The following is a 23,831-nucleotide window of genomic DNA, read 5'->3' as shown; positions in this document are numbered from 1 at the left end:
AAAAGCGCGCTTTAGTGAGGGTGCTCTACACTTTCTAAAACATCACTAAACGTGTGAGCAATAGGGGTAATATGCACTGGAATGTGTAGCGTTTTAGCTATTTGACGCGCCGAAATTAACCCGCATATTTCGTTATTAGTGGTCGTTGCTAATAAAAACATACTGCCTTGATGTTCCATTGTTTGTAGTGCATCGCCAATACTTGCATAGCTTAGGCTTTGCATACTTACGCCACTAAGTTGGCTAATAGGTGTCATAATGTAGCGTAGGCTCACCTCATTGCGAGTGGTATTTAACCGTTGTGCAATGGCCGTAATTTTAGCGCTTTGTAAGTCGGCACTTGAAACAATACCAATTAATTTTTGCGCCTCATCAGTTACTAATACATAGTCAGAATGCTCTGCTAATACCTGTTTAAGCGCATCGCTAATTGTTGTGTCGTATTGAGCGCGAATAGGTGTTTTTTGGGTAAAGTTATTGATTACGGTTAATGCCGGAGACGTTAAATTAATAGCGGCTTGTTGCTCTTCAAACGTGCTTGCAATAACAGCATTAGAAATGTTTTGGGTACGTAATTCTTTAAAGTTAGACATGATAGTCACCTTATTAGTTATAAAATTTAATCAAAAAGTAAAATTGTGAATTAAATTAAATAGCTAGGTGGGCCACGTTGATACGCCGTACTAAAAGGGCGGCTTAGGTTTGTACTTTGGTAAAAAGATGAAACAGCATTAGGTAGCGGTTGAAACAACCTAATAGCAAATGCATTAACATGAGAGTCTAAGTCAATGTCGGGGGTTGCTTGGTCAGGAAATTCACAAGCGATAAAATGATTAGATACACTGGCGTTATCTATACTTACTTCGGTGGTATTGGCGTGCAAAGTCAAACTCACACTCATTAAAAGTGCAAACAATACGGCATTACTACATATGCGCTGTACTAAGTTTGACATAGCCATTACCTTAAATATCAGGTTAAAAATAAACCTGCGAGCTTAATATATATCCTAATGAGATATATTACACAATAAAAAATTTACCTGATCTGAATCAAAGTAGTTATTTATTAATAATGTTATGGGGGATTATTTTTGATATTCAATACTATTTACATACCATTCTTTTTTACCTTGCGGTGTAGGTACCTCAAAATCATCGTCTACTTGTTTTTTTATCAGGGCGCGCGCCATAGGTGAGTCAATTGATATGTAGTCTTTGCGGTCGTATATTTCATCAGGCCCCACAATTCTAAATTTTTTTATCTCGCCTTGCTCGTTTTCTATTTCTACCCACGCGCCAAAAAATACTTTACCGTCTTGCTGCGGTGAGTAATCAATAATTTTTAAATCGGGTAGGCGTTTGCGCAAATACCGAACGCGGCGATCAATTTGGCGCAGTAAACGCTTATTATATTGATAATCTGCATTTTCTGAGCGATCGCCAAGGCTTGCCGCCCAACTTACTATTTTTGTGACTTCAGGGCGTTTAACGTTCCATAAATGGTCGTGCTCTTGTTGTAGTTGCAAGTAGCCTTCGCGGGTAATTAAATTTGTTTTCATCGGCGTTTATTTATTAACTCTAATGCTGTGCACGTTATTAAACTTGCCAAAATTTGTCGAGCGTAAATTTATTAAAATTAAGTTTTGAAATGTTCAGTAACAATCTAAGCGCGCAATTAGATTTTGATTATTAAGTTTTTCATTTATATTAACTATTAATTGGAAATAAAAATAAGAAACACGCAATGGGACACGAAACCACAAAAGTATTAGTTGTAGATGATGATATGCGCCTGCGCAGTTTACTAGAGCGTTATTTAGTAGAGCAGGGGTTTATTGTTAGAACCGCCGCAAACTCAGAGCAAATGGATAGACTCATTGAGCGAGAAAATTTTCACTTAATGGTGCTTGACTTAATGCTACCAGGCGAAGATGGCTTATCAATTTGCCGCCGGCTACGCCAAAAAGAAAACGAAATCCCTATTGTTATGCTTACAGCAAAAGGCGATGAGGTCGACCGTATTATAGGCCTTGAATTAGGCGCAGATGACTACATCCCTAAACCGTTTAACCCGCGCGAATTACTGGCTCGCATTAAAGCTATTTTACGCCGCCGTGCTAAAGAAGTGCCTGGCGCCCCAGCTGCAGAAGAAAACCTCATTGCGTTTGGCCAATTTACACTTAACTTAGCCACCCGTGAAATGAGCGAAGGCGATAAAACTATTTCGCTCACCAGCGGAGAATTTGCCGTACTCAAAGCTCTTGTATCGCATCCGCGCGAACCACTTAGTCGCGATAAATTAATGAACCTTGCTCGAGGGCGAGATTACAGCGCCCTTGAGCGCAGTATTGACGTGCAAGTTTCGCGACTTCGCCGCATGATTGAAGTAGATGCCGCCAACCCGCGCTATATTCAAACGGTTTGGGGTTTAGGTTATGTGTTTGTTCCTGACGGTGAAAAGTAGTTTATATGGGATTTTTTCCGCGAAGTGCGTTTGGGCAAACTGTATTTTTAGTGGCCGCTTTACTGCTAATTAACCAAATAGTGTCGTATGTTACGGTAAGCTTTTACGTTGTAAAACCGACCATAGAGCAAGTAAATCTCATGCTTGCAAAGCAAATTAAAACGGTGTTTATAGACTGGGAAGACGGCGTAGAAATAAACGACGAAGTATCTGAAAAATTTTTTGAAATTACCGGTATAGAAGTGATGACGCAGCGCGAGGCAATGCGCCAAGGGCTTGGTCAAACCAGAGAATACTCGATGCTGTCGCGTAGTATGTCTGAGCAATTAAATGGCTCGGCGCGGGTGCGCATTAGCCAAACCGACCCACTAATATATTGGGTAGAAGCCCCACAAGCGCCAGGGTATTGGGTAAAGGTGCCACTTACTGGGTATCAAGAAAACAATCTCGAATTTTTAACCTTTTACTTATCAAGTATTGGTTTTTTAAGTGTATTAGGCGGCTGGCTATTTGCGAGGCACTTAAACCGGCCATTAAAGGCGTTGCAGCAAGCTGCTGTGAAAGTGGGTAAGGGCGATTTTAGCTCTAAGCTTGAAGAAGAGGGCTCCAGTGAAGTAATAGAAGTGACTCGGGCATTTAATCAAATGTCGCGCGGCATTGCTGCACTTGAAAACGACCGTCGTTTACTCATGGCTGGTGTTTCTCACGATTTACGTACCCCGCTAACGCGTATTCGTCTGGCAACCGAAATGATGAGCGATGAGGATGAATACCTTCGTGAAGGCATTATTTACGATATTGAAGATATGAACGGTATTATCGATCAATTTATTGAGTATTTACGCCACCACAAAACAGATGAGCTTGCTTGCGAAGATATAAACGCGCTAGTTGCTGAGGTGGTTAATTGTGAGCTTAAACATCAACGTGTTATTACCTTTAAAGGTAACCCCAGCGTGGGGCTTGTTCCGTTAAGTAGTGTGGCTATTAAGCGCGTAATTACTAACATGATTGAAAACGCGCTGCGTTATTCCGAGGGCGATATAGAAGTATTAAGCTACTTTAATTCAAACAAAAAATACGTTGTGATAGCGGTAAACGATAACGGGCCAGGCATTCCTGAAAGCGAACTTGAATCAGTGTTTGAACCCTTTAAGCAAGGAGATGCAGCGCGTGGCAGCGAAGGTAGTGGTTTAGGCCTTGCCATTATTAAGCGTATTATTGATATGCACGATGGTAAAGTTAAGCTTGAAAACCGTCCAGAGGGTGGCCTAAGTGCTCAAATTTATTTGCCGATAAAAGTAATAGCACCTGTAACGTCAATGTAAGTTAGTTAAAGAGTTCTTGAAAGGCACTGGCCTGTAGAGTGCTTTTAAATATAAACAACTAGTATTACTGTGGCTCCCAAACCGATAAGCCATAGCTTTGCATTATTTTTTTGAGCTCACCAGATTTTCTGAGCTCTTTCATGCCTGTATCAATAAGTTGAGCATACTCATGCGCCTTGGGGTTTTTAGGTGAGAAACACATTCTGCCCCACAAAGTTTTGTCAAACTGCCCCGCTTTTTCAAATTTATCTTGCAGATCATATTTTTGCATTTTGTAATCAGCTACATAGGCGGCTTCACTAAATGTATCGATTCGCCCTAATTCGAGCTTTTTAAACAAGCGATAAATGAGATCTTCTGAGCCATGGTGAACTTGAATAAGCTGCTCGTTATCACGGTTTTCTTTAAAGTAGTTTTGAACTTCAGGGGAGATTAGTGAAAAATCGTAACCTGCAATAACGCCAAACCTTACTAGGCCGAGAGATGCCAACCCAGAGTATCGCCATTGCATATCTTTTTTAACATAAAAAGTGTATATCATTGGGCCGATTGTATTTTTTGAGCATATATTTACTTTTGAACTGCTGTCGTTACTTATAGCTACAGCATCATACTCACCACTCTCTGTACCTTTTAAGGAACGTAAGTAGGGGACTATATGAAAATTTACTCGGTGGCCTGCCCGTTCTAAAATTAGTTTTTCTAGTTCTAATACAAAACCCATCGACTCATTACCTGAGGTATCACTGCAAACGTATGGACAGAAATCGAGTGCAGCAATGTCAAGAGTGTCAGAGCATACGTTGCTACAACCAATTAGGGCTGAAAGCACAATGAGTTTTGCTTTAATATCCACCGTAATATTACGCCCTTTACTTTTATTAATTAGGATGGTCACTTATATTGCACTAATTATTGTTTAATATTTGTTAATTTCAACTTTTAAAAGAATAACTAGGGGTTTTTATGGTCTTTAAATTAACTCAGTTAATAGCAAGCTGTAAAATACTTAACCATTTTGAGAAGTTAAACCCAACGCTAGTTACGTTAAAAACTGCTCTTTTAGAACAGCTAAATAGCGATTTTTCTACGCTATCAGCACGATTTCACTGCATCAAAATAGACTACTTAGTTAAACAGATTGGTATATAAACGGTTAGAGAATATTTTTAGTTAGCTCGCTTTTTTGAAATGATAAATTATCTGTAATTGCATGGGTAAGTTGTAAAGCTTACGCCTGCTCTGTAAGTCGTGCAGGCGTAATAACAAAAACTTAAAGTGCCTTAAAGCGGATTGCTGTACCACCACTTGTTGCTAGTTTTAAAGTTAGCTTGTCGTTTGCACTAACTATGCGCTTTTCGATAACTAAATCGTACGGGTTGTTTTTCCACTCTGCATTTTTACCATCTTGGTATATCTGCGCTTCAAATTTTTTACACTTTTCTAAAAAGTCGAGTTTTACCTCAATAGTACGGGCTTTTTCGTCGGTTACGGCACCTAAATACCAGTCGTTTCCTGAGTATTTATCGCGTTTGCGCTCTTTACGGGCAAATACAATAAAATCGCCCACTTCGCCATCAAGCGCAATACTTTGCTGCCAATCGGTTGGTACATCTTGAATAAATTGAAATGCATCAGGCTTAGCTAAATAGTTTTTAGGTAGGTCGGCAGCCATTTGAATCGGGCTATACAGCACAACATACAGCGCAAGCTGCTTGGCAAGCGTTGTTTGCGGGCGGTTTGTATTATCGCCTAAGCCATTAAAGCTCATATCAAAAATGCCAGGGGTAAAGTCCATAGGCCCTGCTAGCATACGGGTAAATGCCAGCATAGGAATATGCTCTGGTGGGTTAGGTGGTGTGCCCCATGCATTAAACTCTTGGCCGCGTGCACCCTCGCGGGCAATCCAGTTTGGGTAAGTACGGCGCAGGCCGGTGTCTTTTATTGGCTCGTGGGTGTTAATACTGATTTTATGTTTAGCAGCCAGCTTTACGTTGTAAAGGTATTCGTTAACCATAAATTGGCCGTCGTGCCACTCATGACGGGCAATGCCATTTTCGTCTATGCGTTTTATGTTACCGCCATCCGCTACATAACCTGTTTTAACTTGGCTTACGTTTGATTTTTCGTAAAGAGCAAAGGCATCGTCCATTTGGTCACGGTAGTTACTTACATTACCCGATGTTTCGTGGTGGCCAATTAATTGCACACCTTTTTGTTTGCCGTATTGAGTAAGGGCGGCTATATCAAAGTCATCATAAGGTTGTGTAAAGCTAAATACATCGCCATTAAAAAACCAGTCGCCGTCCCAACCTATGTTCCAACCTTCTACTAATACGCCATCAAAGCCATACTTTGCGGCAAAGTCCATGTAGTATTTAGTGGTTTGAGTTGTGGCGCCGTGTTTTTCTCCGCTGCCCCAGGTTTGTGTGTTTATGTGCATGCCCCACCAAATGCCTACGTATTTACCTGGTTTTACCCACGACACATCACCGAGCTTATTTGGCTCGTTTAAATTTAATATTATGTCTGAATTGACTAAGCCAACGGCGCTGTCGGCAATTTGAATAGTACGCCAAGGGGTATTAAACGCGCCTTGTTTTTTAACGGCAATGCCGTCTGACCACGGTGTTAAATCGGCATTAAATGTACCTGGGCGACGCTGATTAAGCACCATACCTGCGTAATCAACAAGGGCAGCTTCGTGAATGCTGATGTGAGTACCATCATTGGTTTTTAAAGTAAATGGAGTGTGCGCAAGCGGTACGTCATTTAATGCGGTGGTGTTATAAACGTATTCGTATCGGTTCCAGCCGCGTGCGGGGATCCACCATGCCGTGGCATCGTTACTATTATTAATTGCAAACTCGGTAAGCTCTTTAGTGATGTGTGTTTGCTCAAAGCCAGCTTGGCTTGGTACTTCGTATCTAAACCCAACGCCACTATCAAAAGCTCTAAAACGCACTGTGTATGTTGCACCTTGGGGATCATCTTTTGTAAACGTGACCGCTACTTCGTTGTGTTTATCAGTAACTGTTTGTCGCTCGCCCCAAGGTTGTTGCCACTGAGTGTTAACGCTTTGTTTTTCTATATGTGTGATTTTAAAACCATCGTTAAACGCGGCTTGGGTTTTAAACTCAAAACCTAAGCGCGATGTGTTTATAGCTGGTTTGTCTTTAAAGCTAATTGCGTAACTAGGTGTGCTACTTTCATCAGAAATAGTTAATTTTATTTGTGAGTTTGGTGATTCAACTACAGCCGTTTGTGCAAAGCTATTACTGGCAAACGCTAATAGTAAAAGTGTGGTTCTCATTGTGTGTCCTTTGATGAGTCGGTGGTGACCCTTAAGGATAATGACACTGAGTTGTTAATACGACATGCTACATACGTATTCAATGTTTTAAAAAATAGAAAGAATTTTATGGTTAAATCGGTCTATAATGTAAACAAATTGATAATAGCGATTAGCTTCATGATAAAACCCTTACTAGGTTTGCTACTGCTAAGTATGAGTACTTGCGCAGCGGCGACAACAATAACGATAAAAAATGCAAACAACCAGCCTTTAGTAAACGCGGTGGTGTGGCTAAGCGGAACATCTACTCAGGCTAATAATCAGGTGAGTAAAACCTACGCAATGAGTCAAAAAAACCGCGAGTTTACACCACGTACGTTAGTTGTCCCGAAAAACGCAAGAGTAGAGTTTCCTAATGTAGACTCTATCATGCATCACGTTTATTCGTTTTCTGAGGCTAAAACCTTTGAACTGAAGCTTTATAAAGAGCAACCTAAAGCGCCTATAATTTTTGATCAAGCAGGTGTGGTGGAGCTTGGTTGTAATATTCATGACTGGATGCTGGGTTATATTGTGGTGGTGGATAGCACCGTTTTTGCCATTACTGACGACAACGGCACAGTAAATTTAACAGTTCCTAATGGGCAATACACTTTGAGTGTATGGCATTCTGGGTTTAGTGATATAAGTAACGTAGAAACCCAAAGCATTAATGTGAGTGAAGCACCTCTACATTATACCGTAAAGCAGGCCATAGCCGAGCAAATAGACTTTGCTACGGATGAATTTGATGACTATTAAGCGCAAAAATACACTATTACTTGGCTTACTTTTCATCAGCCTACCAACTTTTTCGCAAGTTAAAGGGCTTATTCAGGTGCGTGCGGTTGCAAGTGACGATACGCAGAGCTTTCAAGGTGGCGGCGTTGGTTTATATCGCCATGGGGATAGCAGTGATAGCATTTTGCTATCGCAAGGTATTATAGACTTTAAGGCCGATTTAAATAGTGCTTGGAGCGCCCATGCTGTGCTTAATGCAAACCAAGAGCCGAAAACTACATTAGGTTTAAGCCAAGCGTATTTACAGTATCAGCCGCTAGTAAACAGCCGTTATAAATGGCATGTAAAGGTAGGTGGTTTTTACCCTAGTATGTCGCTCGAAAACCCTGATATAGGCTGGACTTCACCCTATAACTATACAAACTCGGCAATTAATAGCTGGATAGGTGAAGAGCTTCGCACTGTCGGTGGTGAGGTTACAATTAAGCGCCCCGGAAAACGCTTTAATTCCAAGCACAGCTTTAGTATGAGCGCTGCTATTTACAAAGGAAACGACCCAACAGGGACGTTACTTTCGTGGCGGGGTTTTGCGCTGCATGACAGGCAAACAACTTTTAACGAAAGCGTACAGTTTGCGCCTATAGCAGCATTAAATAGTTACGAATTACGCTGGCAAGCTAACCAAGTACTGCCATTTGAAGAAGTCGATGGTCGTTTTGGCTATTACGCAGGCGTGCATTGGGATTATTTAAAGCGCTCGCAGTTTAGGTTTTATTATTATGATAATAACGCAGATCCAACCGTGTTTAATGCAGACACAGGTCAGTACGCTTGGCATACTCGCTTTAGCAGCTTAGCGTGGTTATATAAATTTACAGGTAAAACTCGCTTTATTGCTCAGTTGATGGGTGGTAAAACCGAAATGGGCGCTAATAAGCTTATTTATAATAGCTTTTATAGCCATTATTTAATGCTCAGCCATAAAGCCGGTAAGCACAGGATATCGCTAAGGTATGATTATTTTAAAGTAGATGACGATGACACTACCACGTTTGATCCTAATGCCAGTAACGGTGAGGGGGTTACTGCCACTTGGCGTTATCAGCTTACAGATAAATTACAAATAGGCGTTGAAGGGTCTGCACTACATAGCTTTGTACAAAATAGAACTGGTAGCGGCTTTGCTCAGCGAATTTCGCAGCAACAATTAATGGTTAACGCGCAGTGGCGCTTTTAAAGTACAAAAAAGGGAGCTTTAAAAGCTCCCTTTTGATTTAAAAAGTGCAAATTATTTTTTATTAAATGCGCGCTTCATAAAGTTTGGTGTAGCAAGTGCACCGTGATGAATGCCGCTATTGTAGTATTCGCTGTGCTGTGCAACTTGCTCGGCATCGGCTTCTCTAAAACCATTAAATGCTTGTGATTTACGTGCAAGCGTTACCGACCATAAACCGCTTGGGTAAATTGGCTGTGGAAATGGCAGTGTTTGTAAATCGTTAAACCCTACACTTAACATAGCTTCACGCATTTCTACTAACAGCGGCATGTGCATAAGTGGCGACTCGCTTTGCTGTACTAAAATACCGCCTGGGCGAAGTGCATTTAGGCAGCTTGTATAAAACGCATGGTTAAATAAACCTTCACCTGGGCCTACAGGGTCTGTGCCATCAACAATTACCACATCAATAGACTCGCCAGCGGCTTCGCGCATGTATTTAATGCCGTCATCAAACATAACGTTAGCACGAGGGTCGTTGTTTGATTCGCAAAGTTCTGGAAAGTATTTTAACGACATTTGCGTTACTACTTCGTCTATATCTATTTGCGTTACGGTTTCTACGCTTGGGTGTTTTAATACTTCACGCAATGTACCGCAGTCTCCGCCGCCAACAATAACGACGTTTTTAGGGTTTGGATGCGCTAAAAGTGCAGGGTGGCTGATCATCTCATGGTAAAAAAAGTTTTCGCGGGTTGTAACCATAGTACAGCCATCGATGATCATTAAATTACCAAAGTCTGTGGTTTCGAACATTTCTACTTTTTGAAAAGGAGACTGTTTTTCATCCAACTTTTTGTTAATACGTAATGAAAATGCGCTGCCATCGCGGTCGCTAATTTCTGTAAACCACTTACTTTGATCTAAATTTGCCATAGTTGTTTTTACACTTTTTAAGTTAAGTATGAAAAAGGGGCAATTCTGCCAGTGCTTGGCGTTTTGCTCAATGAAATTTTAACTGCTTTGGCAATAAAGTTAGCCAGTATCGAGTTAAAGTTCAATTTTTGTTAGCGTAGGGGATAGTGACGTATTAAAATGCGCCTTTATAGCTAATTGATTAAAGAAGAGTTGCCATGACTTGGGGTTTAGAAACAGCACGCGCTACATATAATGTTGCTCATTGGAGCGATGGCTATTTTGATATTAACGCACAAGGCGAACTAGTTGCTTACCCAGATGGTGACCAATCTAAAAATGCAATTTCTTTAACGCAGCTCACCGAGCAATTTAAGCAGCAAGGCTTAACATTGCCTGTATTAGTTCGCTTTACCGATATTTTAAAAAACCGCGTAGATACACTCACCAATGCGTTTACCCTTGCTCAAAGTAGCCGTGAATACAAAGGTAAATACACGTGTGTATACCCAATAAAGGTTAATCAGCAGCGTTCGGTGGTGAGTAAATTATTAGCGCACCCAAGTGGTTTAGTCGGCCTAGAGGCAGGCTCAAAGCCCGAGCTTATGGCTATTTTAGGGGTAGCCGATAAACCCATTACTATTGTGTGCAATGGCTATAAAGACAGTGAATTTTTGCGTTTAGCCTGTATTGGTCAAGCCATGGGGCACAGCGTTAAAATAGTGGTCGAAAAACTCTCAGAGCTAACTACCTTACTTGAAGAAATAGATAACCTAGGCATAGAGCCTGCTATTGGCATTCGTATTCGCTTAAACTCGGTAGGTAAAGGCAAGTGGCAAAATACCGGGGGCGAAAAAGGCAAATTTGGCTTAACCGCAGGCCAAGTACTCAGCGCTGTTGAGGTACTTAAAAAGCATAATAAATTGCATTTAATGCAAATGGTGCATTTTCATATTGGTTCTCAAATTGCCAACATACGTGACATACACCGTGCCCTGCGCGAATGTGCGCGCCACTTTGCTGAGCTTACTCAGCTAGGTGTGCCGCTTAATACAGTTGATGTAGGCGGTGGTTTAGGGGTTGACTACGAAGGCTCAGGCTCACGCAGCGCTTGCTCGATGAACTACTCCGTTGAAGAATACGCCCGTAATGTGGTTAATGCCTTTGCTGAGGTGTGTGACCAGCATAGCTTAACGCATCCCGCTATTATTACTGAATCAGGGCGTGCTTTAACAGCTCACCACGCGGTGTTAATTACTGATGTAATAGATGTAGAAAAAGCGCCAAATCACCCAAACCCTGAGCCACCACTACAAAATAGCGCGTTAGTGCTTGATGAAATGTGGCAGTGTTTACAACGTTTAAACCCGCGTATGGCGCTAGAGATTTACCACGATGCGATGCACTTATTTAGCGAAGCGCACGACCAGTACGTACATGGTTTAGTAAGCATGCTCGAGTGGGCGAAAATAGAGCAGTTATATTTTACTATTTTGCATCGGGTGCGCGCATCACTTAGTAATAACGCGCGTGCGCACCGCGAGGTACTTGACGATTTACACGAAAAGCTAGCCGACAAGCTATTTGTTAACTTTTCACTGTTTCAGTCGTTACCTGATGTGTGGGGCATTGAGCAGCTGTTTCCGGTGATGCCAATCGAAAATTTAGATAAACCGCTAACCCAGCGCGCCATTATTCAAGATATTACCTGTGACTCAGATGGGCAAATTCGGGAGTACGTTGAAGGCGCGGGCATAGAAACCAGTTTACCTATACCTGAGTACCAACATGGCGAGCAATACCATATAGCAATGTTTATGGTAGGGGCTTACCAAGAAATTTTAGGTGATTTACATAACTTATTTGGCGACACCGACTCAGTGCATGTAGAGCTAACCGACGACGGTTATGTATTAACCAATGCTATTAAAGGTGATAGCGTTAAGGATGTATTAAAGTTTGTTGACTATGATAGCGCCATTTTGGCACAAAACTTTGAATTATTGGTCAACAAACTAGCAGTGTCTGAGCAGTTTAAAGCTGGGTATTTAGCCGAGCTTAATGCTGGGCTTGAAGGTTATACTTACTTTGAAGATTAACTTTCATAGAATTAAAAGCGTCGCTGTTTGGCGCGCATTGTTTAAAGGAAAATAAATAAATGTCAGTAATTCGCGGTGTATTCAGTATCTTACTTTATACAATAAACACACTAATTTGGTTTGTTCCTATTTTTGTTTGTGGGCTATTAAAGTTAATTCCTATTAAGCCTATGCAAAAGCTTTTAAGCTGGGTTGCTAAACAGTGCGCCACTATTTGGGTGTCGGTTAATAGCATTAACCAACGCTTATTCACGCCAACAAAAATTAATGTTACCGGTCTTGAAGAAACCAAATTAAAAGACTGGTACTTAGTGATTGCTAATCATCAAAGTTGGGTTGATATATTAGTACTACAACGCGTATTTAACCGTAAAATTCCATTTTTAAACTTTTTTTTGAAAAAAGAGCTCATTTACGTGCCAATATTAGGCGTGTGCTGGTGGGCGCTCGACTTTCCGTTTATGACCCGCACTAGCAAAGCACAGTTAAAAAAGAATCCAAAGCTACGTGGTAAAGACATAGAAACAACCCGCAAAGCCTGTGAAAAATTTAAAGAAATGCCGGTAAGTATTGTTAACTTTGTAGAAGGCACGCGCTTTACAACGCAAAAACATGCTCGCCAAAATAGCCCTTTTCCGCATTTATTAAAGCCAAAAGCGGGTGGGATCGCATTTGTAATGCAGGCTATGGGTGAGCAAATCTCTAAAGTAGTAAATGTGACCATTCATTACCCCGATGGCATCCCTACATTTATGGATTTTGCCGGGGGCAAAGTTAAGCAAATTAATGTGCATGTAGACATTCGCCCTGTAAGCGAAGAGTTGATTGGTGATTACACTGGCGACTCTGAATTTAGAGTGGGTTTTCAAAGTGAACTAAACCGTTTATGGGAAGAAAAAGAGCAAACACTACAACAGCTCGAACACAACCATAAATAATAAGGCAATAAAAAATGGGCTTACAATTATGCTAAAAAAGTGGTTACCAAATTGGCTCAATGGCTTAATTGTAGGCTGCGTGTTTTTTTCAAATGTAATAGTTTTTGGCACCTTAGTGCTACTGCTTGGCTTAATAAAGCTTGTACTACCTTTTTCTATAATTAACACCATACTGCATAGCGTGTACCGAGGCTGGTGTAATGGTAACCGGTTTGGCTTGTGGCTAGGCTGCGCCAACATAAAAGTAAACATTAACGGCGATGTAAATTCAAAAAGTTGGTACTTACTAGTTTGTAATCATATGAGCTGGTTGGATATTGTAGTGCTTAGCTCAATTAATGTATTACCTGCCCCAAAGTTTTTTTTAAAAGACGAGTTAAAGTACGTGCCATTTATTGGCTCTGGCGCATGGGCTATGGGTATGCCTTTTATGAAGCGCGTAACTAAAGCGCAACTTGCTAAAAACCCCAAGTTAAAGGGTTTAGATGTTGAGCGCACTAAACAAAGCTGTCGTAATTTTAAGAATAACCCCACCACCATTATTAATTTTGTTGAAGGCACCCGTTACACCCACGCAAAGCATGCAAGCCAGCAAAGCCCGTTTAAACATTTACTAAAGCCCAAAGCGGGCGGGATTGCCTTTGCACTTGAAGTGCTTGGCGAGCAATTTGACGCCATGCTAAATACAAGTGTGGTGTACAGCGGTAGTACAAGTCATGTTTGCCGTAATATTTTAAAGGGTCAGCTTGACTCAATTTATGTTTCTATTGATGTGATTGCTATAAACCAACAGATGTTGGGTAGTTATCAACACGACAAAGCATTTAGAAGCCGTTTTCAAAAATACGTTAATGAACTATGGGTTGCTAAAGACGCGCAACTTGCCAGCATATATGCGCAACACGATTTACCTGAGTCACACATTAGTAAGGAAATAGAAACACTATGACCAATACCCACTTGCAGGAGTTGATCGCTCCTTGGTTTGAAAAAGTACCTGACGCAGATTTTTTAAGTGCAATTACTGCAGCATCTATAGGTGTGTTTTCGTTATTGGTGGTGTACTTATTTACGCGCCGATTAATGCTGCCTGGTATCCAAAAAGTGGTGACTAAGTTATCTCCTGAACGCATAGGTTTACTTTCGCCGTTGCTTACAAAACTAAATAAACGCATAGCAGGCATGTTATGTAGCGTACTTTTTTTAGCAACCTTCGACAGTGTTTACCCAGTTAATGAACTAACCGCAGAAATACTAAAAACCATTGGCCAAGGTATACTTATTATTCATGTAGGCTTTATTTTTAGCAGTATTGTAAGCATTGCCGGCGCTATTTATAACCAATTAGATTTTGCTCGCGAAGTGCCAATTCAGGGCTTATTGCAGGTAGTTAAGCTTATTACTTTTATTGTGTGTGCAATATTAATTGTGAGCATAGTGCTTGAAAAGTCTCCTACTTATATTCTCTCTGGCTTTGGTGCGATTGCCGCAGTTACTTTGTTAGTATTTAAAGATACCATTTTAGGCTTTGTAGCCAGTATTCAAATTGCGGCAAACAGGCTGGTTACATACGGCGATTGGATCCAAGTAGAAAATTATGGTGCCGACGGTGAAGTAATCGATTTAGGCCTAAATACGGTAAAAGTACGCAACTGGGATAACACTATAACCACTATACCTACCTATATGTTGGTAGCGGGGTCGTTTAAGAACTGGCGCGGAATGCAAGAGTCTGGCGGCCGACGTATTAAGCGCTCGCTTAATATAGACATGCACAGCATTTGTTTAGTAAGTGACGAATTTAGAAAACAAATAGATGCGGCTATCCCGCTGCACGAGTATATACGTGTTGCTTCATTGCCAAACCCAGTTTCTAACTTGGGTTTGTTTCGTCGCTATGCCGAGGGCTATTTAAAGCAGCACAATAGAATAAATACCTCACTTACGCTTATGGTACGAGAGCTTCAACCAATGAACCATGGCTTGCCGATTGAGTTTTATTGCTTTAGTGAAGACAAACGCTGGATTTCTTACGAGCATTTACAAGCCGAGATTATGGATCACTTATTGGCTGTGTTGCCAGTATTTGGTCTAAGAGCGTATCAAAGTGTTAGCGGGCAACTAAGCCCGCCTAATGCACAGCAAACCGATAAGCCGACATTTAAAGTAATGGCAAATAGTGCTGAACAAGGCCCACACTAATAAATAAAGCTAATAGCCACCAAATAGGTGGCTTTTTCATTCTTAGCCATGCAAAAGCTGCAATAACCAGTGCAACCTGCCATAGGTTGTGAACGGCTGATGTCCAAATAGGCGAGTACAACGCCGCCGCTAAAAAGCCAACTACGGCAGCGTTAAGCGCGGCAATAGAGCTTGCAAAACGCGGCTTGTTAGCCAAATTTAACCAGCTTTTTTGAAACGCCAGCATTAATAAAAAGCCCGGTGTAAAAATAAGTAGGGTTGCAACTATGGCCCCTATTAATGGCTGCTCTGTAGTGAGTTGCGCGCCTAGGTAAGTGGCTATTGTAAACATGGGGCCTGGAATTGCTTGAGCACTGGCATATGCACTTAAAAATTGATCGTCGCTTAGTGTGGGTAAGCCCGCTTGTAGTATTGGCAATACAACGTGTCCGCCACCAAACACCATTGCACCGGCCTGATAAAAAGCAGCAAACACATTGGCATTTTGACCTAAAGGTATAAAGCTAACAGCTAGTAAGAGTACAAATATGCTTAAAGCAATCCAATTTACCTTACTTTTATTAGTACTAGGGGTATTTGATTGAGCAAGTTTGAGCATAGGCCAAATAGTGCCAACGGTGGCTGCAATAACTAAAATAGCTATTTGTGTGCTCAGCATAGGCATAAGTATTAGCGCCAATGTGCTTAGTACTGCTAATAGCTTTAAAACATAATTAGTACAAAAGCTTTTAGCCATGCCCAATGTGGCATCGGCCACAATAACCACTGCAAATAACTTTAATCCCGCAATAACCGCAAAATAAACAGCGTCAAATTGATGTGCACTTACAGCTAGTAATAACATGATTAAAAAAGAAGGGAGGGTGAATGCAATAAATGCGGTAATACCCCCTAATAGGCCTGCTCGTTCTACGCCTATAGCAAACCCAACTTGGCTAGAGCCTGGCCCTGGCAATGCTTGGCTTAAACTAATTAATTGGGCATAGCGAGTATCGGTTAACCAATTTAATGTATCTACAAAGTGGCGTTTAAAATAGCCTAAATGTGCGGCAGGGCCACCAAAACTCATGCAGCCAAGTAAAAAAAACTGTCTAAAAATAGCGACTAACATTGAGCTCATATCCTCCTTAAGGTTCATTAAATTGTCACAAAGGAGTATGACACTTTTATTAAATGCATACATTAATTCGTAATCTACAAGTTATACCAATCCACTTAATTAAGTGGATTGGTATAAAGCGAACTGCTTTTAACATGCTCTTCATAGTTTGTTCATACATGTATTTGCATACTCGCTTTATAATTCTTAATGAATAGGACATCACATGACTTTAACTAAATCACTTTTAAGCGTAACCGTAGTAGCTGTATTGCTAAGTGGTTGCGAAATGAACAATACAGGCAAAGGTGCCGCAATTGGTGCAGCCGCGGGTGGCGTATTAGGTAAAGCAACGGGTAATCATAAAGACAAGCGTATATTTATTGGTGCTGCTATTGGCGCACTAGCCGGTGCAGCTGTAGGTGATTACATGGATAAGCAAGAAGAAGCGTTTCGTGATGAACTAGCAGGCTCTGGGGTTGAAGTTGTACGTGAAGGCGATAACTTACGTTTAGTTATGCCATCTAACATTACCTTTGCGACAGACCAATCTTATATTTCATCAGGTTTTAACGATACCCTAAACGCTATTGCTAAAGTAATGAACAAGTACGAAAAAACCTACCTAAGCGTGGAAGGCCACACAGATAGCACAGGTAAAGACAGCTACAATATGAACCTATCGCGTGAGCGTGCGCAAAGCGTTAAAAATTACTTAGTGAACCAGCAAATTATGGCTGCACGTATTAGCACTACAGGCTTCGGCGAAACCCGCCCAATAGCCACTAACGATAGCGCCAACGGCCGTGCTCAAAACCGCCGTGTAGAAATTCAAATAGTGCCAAACACAGAAAGTTAATCCTTATTAAACTGTAATTCACACAGCTTTTGATACAGCGGGTTACTTTCCACTAATTCTTGGTGGGTGCCCGTTGCTTTTATTTCTCCATTTTCCATTACTACGATCACATCAGCATGTTTAACCGTGGCCAGTCTATGGGCAATAATTAACGTTGTTCTATTTTGCATTAAATGCTCAAGCGCGGCTTGTACGTGGTGCTCACTTTGCGCATCGAGTGCACTGGTTGCTTCATCTAAAAGCAGTATTTCTGGGTCTTTTAAAATAGCGCGTGCCAATACAATACGCTGCTTTTGCCCACCCGAAAGCCTTACGCCTTGCTCACCTAAAAAGCTGTTATAGCCTTGTGGTAATTGTTTAATAAATTCATCAGCATGGGCATGTTTTGCCGCGGCATAAACTTGCTCGTCAGTGGCGTTTGGGTTGCCGTAACGAATGTTATGCATTACATCTGAGCTAAATAAAATAGGGTTTTGTGCCACCGTGCCCATTTTGTTCCTCAGGGTGGTAAGCGATATGTCTTTAATATTTACGTCATGAAATTTAATCGCGCCATGAGCTGGGTCGTAAAAGCGCTGTAGTAATTCAAATAACGTAGTTTTACCTGCGCCAGAGGGGCCTACAATGGCAACGGTTTTGCCTTGCTCTATAGTTAAGCTTATTTTGTTAAGCGCGCTTACGTCGGGGCGAGATGGGTAGTTGAAGCTAATATTTTCAAGTGAAATGGCGGGGCTGTCAGTCTTTATTAATAGCTTTTCGTCTTGTGGAGTGACAGGGTTTTCTATTTCACTTTTAACTGCAAGTAGCTCTAGTAAGCGCGCTGCCGCCCCAGCAGCTCGTTGTAGCTCGCCGTAAACCTCTGCAACGGTTGCCACCGACATGGCCACCATAATGGCGTAAAACACAAATGCTCCTAGCTCACCGCCAGTCATTGTACCTGCTAATACGTCACTACCGCCTACCCAGAGCATAACGCTAATCGCACTAAAGGTTAAAAATATTACCGCGGCAATTAAAAAAGAGCGCTGCTTAATACGGCTTTTGGCAACGTTAAAGGCTTTTTCTGTTTCTTGAGCAAAGGCGTGTTGCTCACGCTGTTCGTGGCTATAGCTTTGTACTACCTTAATATTTTGTATGATCTCGCCGGCATAGGTGCTTATATCGGCTATTGCATCTTGGCTAGAACTTGCAAGTTTTCGCACCTTTTTGCCAAATACCATCATCGGCACTAATACTAGTGGCACACAAGCAACCACTACGAGCGTAAGCTTTAAGTTAGTCACTAACAGCATTACTAAGCCGCCGACCAACATTAATGCGCTACGCAGCGCCATTGAAAACGATGAGCCAATAATCGATTGCAATAAGGTGGTGTCGGTTGTTAAACGCGACATAAGCTCGCCACTGCGGTTTTCTTCAAAGTAGCTTGGGTGCAAGGTAACAATGCGATTAAACACGGCTTTACGAATATCGTTACTAACGCGTTCGCCAATCCACGACATTAAATAAAAGCGGCTAAACGTGCCCACGGCCAATAAACTAATTAAACCAATAAGCACCAATACAGCCTGTTGTAACTGGGCTTGAGAGCCTGCAATAAAACCATGATCTATGACAAATTTAACGCCTTGCCCTAATGATAAGTTAACACCTGCTGTGACTAAAAGGGCAGCAAGCGCCGCTACTACCATCCATTTATACGGTTTAATAAACGCAAAAATAGGTAATAAACTACTAAAGGCGGCTTTTTCGGGCTTAGGTGTTGTTTTTGACATAGTGGATTCTTTTTAAAGGTTAAGGTATAGATATGGCACTAAGATAATAAAAATCAATACTTTTAAACATTAGCATCAATAAGGAATCGTTATGACTACTGCAACCGTAAGTGGAGAGTTTAATGTAAATCTAGCCCCTATAGAAGGCTACGCAAGTGGCCAAAATGGCGTTAATTTAGGGCGTATGTCGATAGATAAAACTTTTAAAGGTAGCTTAAATGCCACCAGCCAAGGCGAAATGCTAAGCGCCATGACTCCTACACAAGGCAGTGCCGGTTATGTTGCTATAGAGCAAGTAACTGGCGAGCTTGAAGGTAAAAAAGGCAGCTTTGTATTACAGCATTTTGGTACTATGGATAAAGGCCAAGATAGCCTAATTTTAAATGTCATTCCCGATTCAGGCACTCATGAGCTAGAAGGGTTAACGGGCAGTATGAAAATACGTATTGAGCAAGGGATTCACTACTACGATTTTGAATACACCTTATAATACCAATCCGCAATATTACTTAATCATTTTGCGGGCTTAAACGTGTCGCTACCTGCGTTAAAAAATTCTCATTTAGAACAACTAAATAGCGAATTTTTCGCCTAGCTATCAACACGTTTTTCCGTCCTCAAAAAAGATCACTTAAATAAGCGAATTGGTATAAAATACACAAGGATTAAAATGCAAAAAGTAATCGAATTTAGAAAGACCCGTTTTTTGGGTGGCGTAGATATAGCTGCACTAAATGATCGCATACAGGAATTAAACCAAGATGGCTGGAAAGTAATAAACGCAGTGCCATTGACAGGCTTTTATGGGCAAGTGCACGGTTATACGTTACTTATTGAAACTGACGAGCTTTAAATGACATTTTCAGTATGGTTAAGCCTAGCGGCTATTTGCATGATGGGCGCAATGTCGCCAGGGCCAAGTTTGGCGGTGGTTTTAAAGCATTCACTTAACGGCAATATGAAAAATGGTATGCTTGCCGCGCTCAGCCATGGTACCGGTGTTGGCTTGTATGCCGGAGCATCGTTATTAGGGTTAGGCGCTTTAATGACGCAGTTTCCAACTGTTTATCAAATACTCGTTTACTTAGGAGCGGCCTATTTGGCGTATTTAGGCATAAAAATATTGCTAGCAAAACCAAGTAACAACGAACTTGAAGTACAAAAAAGTGAGGCAAGTGCAGCTAAAGCATTACAAGATGGCTTTGCCATTGCATTTTTAAACCCAAAACTCGCTATTTTCTTTTTAGCCTTGTTCTCACAGTTTATTGACCCTCAAAACCTTACTTTAAGCATTGGTATTATTATGTGCTTAACGGTATTTGTAATTGATACCGGCTGGTATTTACTGGTGGCGTTACTGACAGAGGTTTCAAAAAACCGCTTTGGTTTTACCAAGCAAAACCCATGGCTTGATAAAATATTGGGAATTATATTTATTGCCCTTGCTGTTAAAGTAATTATTAGCGTGTGATAATTTGTCACACGCTAATAATATTAAAAACGATAGTTAACCGACATCATAACGGTAGTGGTGTTATCGGTATCAATAATAGGTGAGTCTTCAATGTCAGAGTCGAGCTGTTGATAGTTAACCATAGCGTTTACGTTCCAGTTTTTATTAATGTAATACATTAAAAATAAACCCGCATTGTAGTTTACTGTAGAACCAAGTTCGTAAGGCGCATAGGTGCTAGATTCACCGGGTGCTACACCATAATAATAGTTAGATACATCACTGCTATTTAGCTCAACACCCACAGAAGGAATAAGCATTAATTGCTTAGATAACTTAATAGGGTAACTGTAATTAGTTTTAAATTTAGCGCCATTACCGTGGCCTATTACATCATGAGTAGCACTGGCGCTTATTTTACCAAAACCCGCATAGTAGCTAACCTTAGTGCCAGCATAAAGAGACAGTTTTCTGTCGTCTAAGGCTTTAATAGCTGCAAGGTCTGAATCAGAGGTATCAAAGTTATCGCCTGGCTCTAAAACTAATGACCAATTAAAACCTTGCTCCTCCACTAATTTATAATCAAGTGACAAACCTCTAAAACTAAGTCTTTCACCTTCGTAGGTAATGATAGGTAAAAAAAGTGTTTCACTGTCGGTTCCGGCATAAGGAGAGCTGGTAGAAATAACGCCGCCCCCTAATGAAAACTGCGACTCAGCCTGAGCAGCAATACTGCATAGCGTAAGAGTGCTAATTAATATCCGTATTGAGTTTTTAATATAAGTGTTCATTAAAAGCCTTAGGTGTTAAATAAGTAAAAACGATAAATTACTGAGACAATTAAAGTGCATCTCAAAACTAATAGGCTTTAGTGTAGCTATATTTACTGTTGGTGTTTGTAATAGAATGTGTGAAAGTTTATTTGAATGTAAGTGGCTAAATTGTATTGAAGCCGTTGATCACGTAAGTTAAATACAGCGAGCGTGTTTAACTGTCTCAATAAATAAAGGCACACGTTTGATTAGATTAATAAAGTGGGTATGAGGATAACCAATGAGTAACCCTATTTTAAAAAGTGCCAACTTTGATCCTAAAGTTAAGCAGTACTGGATGACCATGGCATGCTTTTTTAGCGCCATAGCCTTGGTGACTATTCCGCTAATCCCTGTGGTGTTATTTGTTGTGTGGCTGGTGGCAGGTAAAATTTTAGCGGCTATGTCGGCGCAGCTACTCACGCAAAAGCTGGTAGTTAAACGTGGCATATTATTTAAAGAAGAAAAATCGATACCACTTGAAAAAATAACCGATGTGGGGCTGAGCCAAGGACCGCTGATGCGCTTATTTGGCTTATACCGGTTAAGCTTTGAAACTGCAGGGCAATCTGGCCATGGTGCATTGGTGTCATTACTTGGTGTTGAAAATGCCAGTGAGTTTAGAGAAGCCATACTTGAGCAAAAAGATAACTTAGTTGCGCAAGTCCCTAAAGTACAAGAGCTGGCTGAAGATCACCTCAACCAAGCATTACTTGCTCGCTTAGTTGAGGTAGTAGAGCGCATAGATACGCGTTTGGCTGCTTTAGAGGCGAAGCGTTAAGCGTTTTGTAATTTAGCTTGGCCCGCAAGCATACTTAGCTCTTTGCTACGGCTTTCAATAACCTGATATTCGCGGGCTTTAATTGTGCTTATATAGTTCCACTTAGCACTGGCTTTTTCTGGTGTAAATGTAACGGTTAAATAGCCGCGCTCCACTAAATTATTATAAGCAAGGTCATCAATTAACAAGGCAATTACTTGCTCTATTTGCGCTACGGTTTGCGCATCTTGCGTATTTAGCGCTAAGTACTCTTCAAGTCCTGGCGATGAAACTGATGCCGTTGCAAATTCTACCCCGGCATTTTGCGATGGTGCAATAGGGTTACTGGCGTCAGTTTTAAGTTGTCCCGCCCACCCGTTATGGGTATCTCCAGCTAAAACTACTAAGTTTTTTTGTGTTGCAATAGCGGTGCCTAATAACACTTCTCGCTCGTAGGCGTAGCCATCCCACGCATCAAGGTTATACGGTATGGTGGTTTGAACACGGGCAAGCTCTGCCTCAGTTACACTTGGATCACCCGCTAATACACGGCCTTTTATTTGCGCCAGCTCTGCAAATAATACATTAGCCTGTGCGAGTAAAGCACTTGGATCTCCACCATTTGCCTGCGTAGCTTGTAAGCTGGCTAGTAGCAGCATTACTTCTACAGGTAAATGCATTTTTGTCATCAGTACTTGTTGCCCTAATACTTGCCACTGTGTGCTTGATGTAGTGATTGCATCGCTAAGCCAAGTAAGTTGCTCACTGCCTAATAATGCACGGTCGCTAGCGCTTACTGCTGCGGCAAATGAGCTTTGCCCCGCAGGGGTTGTGAGATCAAAATCACTATAGTTAAGCTGCTCATCGCGGGCCAATACGCGGGTATCTAGCATGTATAAAGAGACTAAATTACCAAACTCAAAACGTCGGTAAATACGCTCTTTATCGGCTACATTACGAATTGGCATCCACTCAAAGTAAGCTTGTAGCGCATTAAGCTTGCGTTGACTAAACTCGCCTTCCCCCTCGTTATGGTTTTCTGCACCCTCGCGCCATGTGTCGTTGGTAATTTCGTGGTCGTCCCATACTGTTATAAATGCACACTGGCTATGGGCTGCTTGTAAGTCGGTATCGAGGCGATAATTTGCATAGCGTTTTCTGTAATCGATAAGCGCTATAATTTCACTACTGTTATCAAGGGGGAGGAGTCGGTCTAATTGTGCTGCGTCTTCGGTTGCATAGCCTGTATTACTGTATTCGTATATGTAATCACCTAAGTGCAGTACCGCATCCAAATCGCTTTGCTTTGCAATTTCGCCATACACATGAAAATATCCTGCAGGGTAATTTGCGCACGATACAACGGCTAATTTCACCTTATCAATTTCACCAACAGGAAGTGTTTTACCTTGTCCAATAGGGGAGGTTTTACCGTGTGCATTAAAGCGATAGTAATAAACGGTGTTGGCATCGAGCCCTTGTAAATCAACTTTAAGGGTAAAGTCGGTGGTATCACTTATGTTTGCTACACCATCGTGCACAATATTAGTGAAACTTTTATCGGTGGCGGCTTGCCACTGTACTTTTAACGATTTAGTTGTTACATCAAGTGGGGTTACACGGGTCCAAATAATTAAGCTATCGCTCAGCGGGTCGCCGCTTGCAACGCCGTGATCAAAGCTAACGGGTATGTCGTCATCGTCATCAAACCTACAACCTGTTAAACCAAGTGATAATACGGCAGCGCCAAACCCTGCTGCCGATGCTTTTAAAAAACTTCTCCGTGTAAACGCCATTGCTTTGTACCTGTAAAGTGTAAAAAGCAAAGTGTAGG

At 41.4% G+C, this 23,831-nt stretch carries 23 protein-coding genes; 13 read left to right on the top strand and 10 right to left on the bottom strand.

The window, feature by feature from the left end; genetic code table 11:
• Positions 1 to 11 precede the first annotated feature (11 nt).
• The 3 genes from QUE46_RS15620 to greB form a co-directional block, all read right to left on the bottom strand.
• Entirely contained in the window at positions 12 to 593 is a 582-nt protein-coding gene (locus tag QUE46_RS15620; RefSeq protein WP_286245531.1) for a CBS domain-containing protein, read from the bottom strand.
• A 50-nt stretch (positions 594 to 643) separates the two neighbouring features.
• Positions 644 to 955: a hypothetical protein gene (locus tag QUE46_RS15615; protein WP_273606544.1), complete on the bottom strand. Its 312-nt coding sequence runs from the start codon at positions 953 to 955 to the stop codon at positions 644 to 646.
• 132 nt (positions 956 to 1,087) lie between these two features.
• Positions 1,088 to 1,561 (bottom strand): transcription elongation factor GreB, encoded by a 474-nt coding sequence (gene greB, locus QUE46_RS15610; RefSeq protein ID WP_286245530.1) that lies wholly within the window; start codon positions 1,559 to 1,561, stop codon positions 1,088 to 1,090.
• Positions 1,562 to 1,746: 185 nt separating this feature from the next.
• On the opposite strand from greB, the gene ompR reads away from it, so the two are divergent.
• Together ompR and envZ are read left to right on the top strand one after the other, a co-directional pair.
• A complete protein-coding gene (gene ompR, locus QUE46_RS15605) occupies positions 1,747 to 2,466 on the top strand; it encodes a two-component system response regulator OmpR (protein ID WP_089348882.1) in 720 nt (239 codons plus the stop codon).
• A 5-nt stretch (positions 2,467 to 2,471) separates the two neighbouring features.
• Complete coding sequence (gene envZ / locus QUE46_RS15600; protein ID WP_286245529.1) at positions 2,472 to 3,794, top strand: two-component system sensor histidine kinase EnvZ; 1,323 nt, start codon at positions 2,472 to 2,474, stop codon at positions 3,792 to 3,794.
• A 64-nt stretch (positions 3,795 to 3,858) separates the two neighbouring features.
• On the opposite strand, the gene QUE46_RS15595 is transcribed toward envZ, so the two are convergent.
• Positions 3,859 to 4,692, bottom strand: a complete 834-nt coding sequence (locus tag QUE46_RS15595) for an ABC transporter substrate-binding protein (protein ID WP_286245528.1) — start codon at positions 4,690 to 4,692, stop codon at positions 3,859 to 3,861.
• 375 nt (positions 4,693 to 5,067) lie between these two features.
• On the bottom strand, positions 5,068 to 7,107 hold the full coding sequence (locus QUE46_RS15590) for a glycoside hydrolase family 97 protein (RefSeq protein WP_286245527.1): 2,040 nt from the start codon (positions 7,105 to 7,107) through the stop codon (positions 5,068 to 5,070).
• A 159-nt stretch (positions 7,108 to 7,266) separates the two neighbouring features.
• Here QUE46_RS15590 and QUE46_RS15585 point away from each other — a divergent pair, with 159 nt between their 5' ends.
• Both QUE46_RS15585 and QUE46_RS15580 read left to right on the top strand, forming a co-directional pair.
• Positions 7,267 to 7,890 (top strand): methylamine utilization protein, encoded by a 624-nt coding sequence (locus tag QUE46_RS15585; protein ID WP_286245526.1) that lies wholly within the window; start codon positions 7,267 to 7,269, stop codon positions 7,888 to 7,890.
• Positions 7,880 to 9,106 (top strand): hypothetical protein, encoded by a 1,227-nt coding sequence (locus QUE46_RS15580; RefSeq protein WP_286245525.1) that lies wholly within the window; start codon positions 7,880 to 7,882, stop codon positions 9,104 to 9,106. The genes QUE46_RS15585 and QUE46_RS15580 overlap by 11 nt, the downstream gene beginning before the upstream one ends.
• Positions 9,107 to 9,157: 51 nt before the next feature.
• Here the strand turns inward: QUE46_RS15580 and speE are convergent, their stop codons facing one another.
• Positions 9,158 to 10,021, bottom strand: a complete 864-nt coding sequence (gene speE / locus QUE46_RS15575) for a polyamine aminopropyltransferase (RefSeq protein WP_286245524.1) — start codon at positions 10,019 to 10,021, stop codon at positions 9,158 to 9,160.
• Between the two features lie 197 nt (positions 10,022 to 10,218).
• On the opposite strand from speE, the gene speA reads away from it, so the two are divergent.
• Genes speA through QUE46_RS15555 form a run of 4 tightly spaced genes read left to right on the top strand, consistent with a single transcriptional unit; the run spans position 10,219 to position 15,239 of the window.
• The gene (gene speA / locus QUE46_RS15570) at positions 10,219 to 12,099 is read left to right on the top strand and encodes a biosynthetic arginine decarboxylase (RefSeq protein ID WP_286245523.1); all 1,881 of its coding nucleotides are present in this window, start codon (positions 10,219 to 10,221) and stop codon (positions 12,097 to 12,099) included.
• A gap of 59 nt (positions 12,100 to 12,158) precedes the next feature.
• Positions 12,159 to 13,037 (top strand): acyltransferase, encoded by an 879-nt coding sequence (locus QUE46_RS15565; protein ID WP_286245522.1) that lies wholly within the window; start codon positions 12,159 to 12,161, stop codon positions 13,035 to 13,037.
• Positions 13,038 to 13,065: 28 nt separating this feature from the next.
• Positions 13,066 to 13,986, top strand: coding sequence for an acetyltransferase (locus QUE46_RS15560; RefSeq protein WP_286245521.1), 921 nt, complete (start codon positions 13,066 to 13,068; stop codon positions 13,984 to 13,986).
• Positions 13,983 to 15,239, top strand: coding sequence for a mechanosensitive ion channel family protein (locus tag QUE46_RS15555; RefSeq protein WP_286245520.1), 1,257 nt, complete (start codon positions 13,983 to 13,985; stop codon positions 15,237 to 15,239). The genes QUE46_RS15560 and QUE46_RS15555 overlap by 4 nt, the downstream gene beginning before the upstream one ends.
• Here the strand turns inward: QUE46_RS15555 and chrA are convergent.
• The gene (gene chrA / locus QUE46_RS15550; protein ID WP_286247796.1) at positions 15,199 to 16,350 is read right to left on the bottom strand and encodes a chromate efflux transporter; all 1,152 of its coding nucleotides are present in this window, start codon (positions 16,348 to 16,350) and stop codon (positions 15,199 to 15,201) included. The genes QUE46_RS15555 and chrA overlap by 41 nt on opposite strands.
• Before the next feature lie 214 nt (positions 16,351 to 16,564).
• Between chrA and QUE46_RS15545 the strand changes: the two genes are divergently transcribed.
• Positions 16,565 to 17,197 (top strand): OmpA family protein, encoded by a 633-nt coding sequence (locus tag QUE46_RS15545; protein ID WP_286245519.1) that lies wholly within the window; start codon positions 16,565 to 16,567, stop codon positions 17,195 to 17,197.
• On the opposite strand, the gene QUE46_RS15540 is transcribed toward QUE46_RS15545, so the two are convergent.
• Entirely contained in the window at positions 17,194 to 18,972 is a 1,779-nt protein-coding gene (locus tag QUE46_RS15540) for an ABC transporter transmembrane domain-containing protein (protein WP_286245518.1), read from the bottom strand. The two genes, QUE46_RS15545 and QUE46_RS15540, sit on opposite strands and share 4 nt — an antisense overlap.
• A 91-nt stretch (positions 18,973 to 19,063) precedes the next feature.
• On the opposite strand from QUE46_RS15540, the gene QUE46_RS15535 reads away from it, so the two are divergent.
• The 3 genes from QUE46_RS15535 to QUE46_RS15525 all read left to right on the top strand — a co-directional run bounded on the left by QUE46_RS15535 (position 19,064) and on the right by QUE46_RS15525 (position 20,443).
• Complete coding sequence (locus tag QUE46_RS15535; protein ID WP_286245517.1) at positions 19,064 to 19,462, top strand: DUF3224 domain-containing protein; 399 nt, start codon at positions 19,064 to 19,066, stop codon at positions 19,460 to 19,462.
• Between the two features lie 180 nt (positions 19,463 to 19,642).
• On the top strand, positions 19,643 to 19,825 hold the full coding sequence (locus tag QUE46_RS15530) for a hypothetical protein (RefSeq protein ID WP_126008475.1): 183 nt from the start codon (positions 19,643 to 19,645) through the stop codon (positions 19,823 to 19,825).
• The gene (locus QUE46_RS15525; protein ID WP_286245516.1) at positions 19,826 to 20,443 is read left to right on the top strand and encodes a LysE family translocator; all 618 of its coding nucleotides are present in this window, start codon (positions 19,826 to 19,828) and stop codon (positions 20,441 to 20,443) included.
• 23 nt (positions 20,444 to 20,466) lie between these two features.
• On the opposite strand, the gene QUE46_RS15520 is transcribed toward QUE46_RS15525, so the two are convergent.
• Positions 20,467 to 21,216 carry a MipA/OmpV family protein gene (locus tag QUE46_RS15520; RefSeq protein ID WP_286245515.1) on the bottom strand — a complete coding sequence of 250 codons (750 nt, stop codon included), beginning with the start codon at positions 21,214 to 21,216 and terminating at the stop codon, positions 20,467 to 20,469.
• Positions 21,217 to 21,478: 262 nt separating this feature from the next.
• Between QUE46_RS15520 and QUE46_RS15515 the strand changes: the two genes are divergently transcribed.
• Positions 21,479 to 22,018 carry a PH domain-containing protein gene (locus QUE46_RS15515; protein WP_286245514.1) on the top strand — a complete coding sequence of 180 codons (540 nt, stop codon included), beginning with the start codon at positions 21,479 to 21,481 and terminating at the stop codon, positions 22,016 to 22,018.
• Here the strand turns inward: QUE46_RS15515 and QUE46_RS15510 are convergent.
• Positions 22,015 to 23,793, bottom strand: coding sequence for an alkaline phosphatase (locus QUE46_RS15510; protein ID WP_286245513.1), 1,779 nt, complete (start codon positions 23,791 to 23,793; stop codon positions 22,015 to 22,017). The two genes, QUE46_RS15515 and QUE46_RS15510, sit on opposite strands and share 4 nt — an antisense overlap.
• Positions 23,794 to 23,831 lie beyond the last annotated feature (38 nt).

The sequence above is a fragment of the Pseudoalteromonas sp. MM1 genome, assembly GCF_030296835.1.
Lineage (GTDB): Bacteria > Pseudomonadota > Gammaproteobacteria > Enterobacterales > Alteromonadaceae > Pseudoalteromonas.
Note: the sequence above shows the minus strand (reverse complement) of the source record. Positions and strands in the feature narration are given on the sequence as shown.

What these genes read in the sequence shown, in the direction of transcription:
- QUE46_RS15620 (WP_286245531.1), bottom strand. Translation starts at nt 593, where the DNA reads ATGTCTAACTTTAAAGAATTACGTACCCAAAACATTTCTAATGCTGTT.
- QUE46_RS15615 (WP_273606544.1), bottom strand. Translation starts at nt 955, where the DNA reads ATGTCAAACTTAGTACAGCGCATATGTAGTAATGCCGTATTGTTTGCA.
- greB (WP_286245530.1), bottom strand. Translation starts at nt 1,561, where the DNA reads ATGAAAACAAATTTAATTACCCGCGAAGGCTACTTGCAACTACAACAA.
- ompR (WP_089348882.1), top strand. Translation starts at nt 1,747, where the DNA reads ATGGGACACGAAACCACAAAAGTATTAGTTGTAGATGATGATATGCGC.
- envZ (WP_286245529.1), top strand. Translation starts at nt 2,472, where the DNA reads ATGGGATTTTTTCCGCGAAGTGCGTTTGGGCAAACTGTATTTTTAGTG.
- QUE46_RS15590 (WP_286245527.1), bottom strand. Translation starts at nt 7,107, where the DNA reads ATGAGAACCACACTTTTACTATTAGCGTTTGCCAGTAATAGCTTTGCA.
- QUE46_RS15585 (WP_286245526.1), top strand. Translation starts at nt 7,267, where the DNA reads ATGATAAAACCCTTACTAGGTTTGCTACTGCTAAGTATGAGTACTTGC.
- QUE46_RS15580 (WP_286245525.1), top strand. Translation starts at nt 7,880, where the DNA reads ATGACTATTAAGCGCAAAAATACACTATTACTTGGCTTACTTTTCATC.
- speE (WP_286245524.1), bottom strand. Translation starts at nt 10,021, where the DNA reads ATGGCAAATTTAGATCAAAGTAAGTGGTTTACAGAAATTAGCGACCGC.
- speA (WP_286245523.1), top strand. Translation starts at nt 10,219, where the DNA reads ATGACTTGGGGTTTAGAAACAGCACGCGCTACATATAATGTTGCTCAT.
- QUE46_RS15565 (WP_286245522.1), top strand. Translation starts at nt 12,159, where the DNA reads ATGTCAGTAATTCGCGGTGTATTCAGTATCTTACTTTATACAATAAAC.
- QUE46_RS15560 (WP_286245521.1), top strand. Translation starts at nt 13,066, where the DNA reads ATGCTAAAAAAGTGGTTACCAAATTGGCTCAATGGCTTAATTGTAGGC.
- QUE46_RS15555 (WP_286245520.1), top strand. Translation starts at nt 13,983, where the DNA reads ATGACCAATACCCACTTGCAGGAGTTGATCGCTCCTTGGTTTGAAAAA.
- chrA (WP_286247796.1), bottom strand. Translation starts at nt 16,350, where the DNA reads ATGTTAGTCGCTATTTTTAGACAGTTTTTTTTACTTGGCTGCATGAGT.
- QUE46_RS15545 (WP_286245519.1), top strand. Translation starts at nt 16,565, where the DNA reads ATGACTTTAACTAAATCACTTTTAAGCGTAACCGTAGTAGCTGTATTG.
- QUE46_RS15540 (WP_286245518.1), bottom strand. Translation starts at nt 18,972, where the DNA reads ATGTCAAAAACAACACCTAAGCCCGAAAAAGCCGCCTTTAGTAGTTTA.
- QUE46_RS15535 (WP_286245517.1), top strand. Translation starts at nt 19,064, where the DNA reads ATGACTACTGCAACCGTAAGTGGAGAGTTTAATGTAAATCTAGCCCCT.
- QUE46_RS15530 (WP_126008475.1), top strand. Translation starts at nt 19,643, where the DNA reads ATGCAAAAAGTAATCGAATTTAGAAAGACCCGTTTTTTGGGTGGCGTA.
- QUE46_RS15525 (WP_286245516.1), top strand. Translation starts at nt 19,826, where the DNA reads ATGACATTTTCAGTATGGTTAAGCCTAGCGGCTATTTGCATGATGGGC.
- QUE46_RS15520 (WP_286245515.1), bottom strand. Translation starts at nt 21,216, where the DNA reads ATGAACACTTATATTAAAAACTCAATACGGATATTAATTAGCACTCTT.
- QUE46_RS15515 (WP_286245514.1), top strand. Translation starts at nt 21,479, where the DNA reads ATGAGTAACCCTATTTTAAAAAGTGCCAACTTTGATCCTAAAGTTAAG.
- QUE46_RS15510 (WP_286245513.1), bottom strand. Translation starts at nt 23,793, where the DNA reads ATGGCGTTTACACGGAGAAGTTTTTTAAAAGCATCGGCAGCAGGGTTT.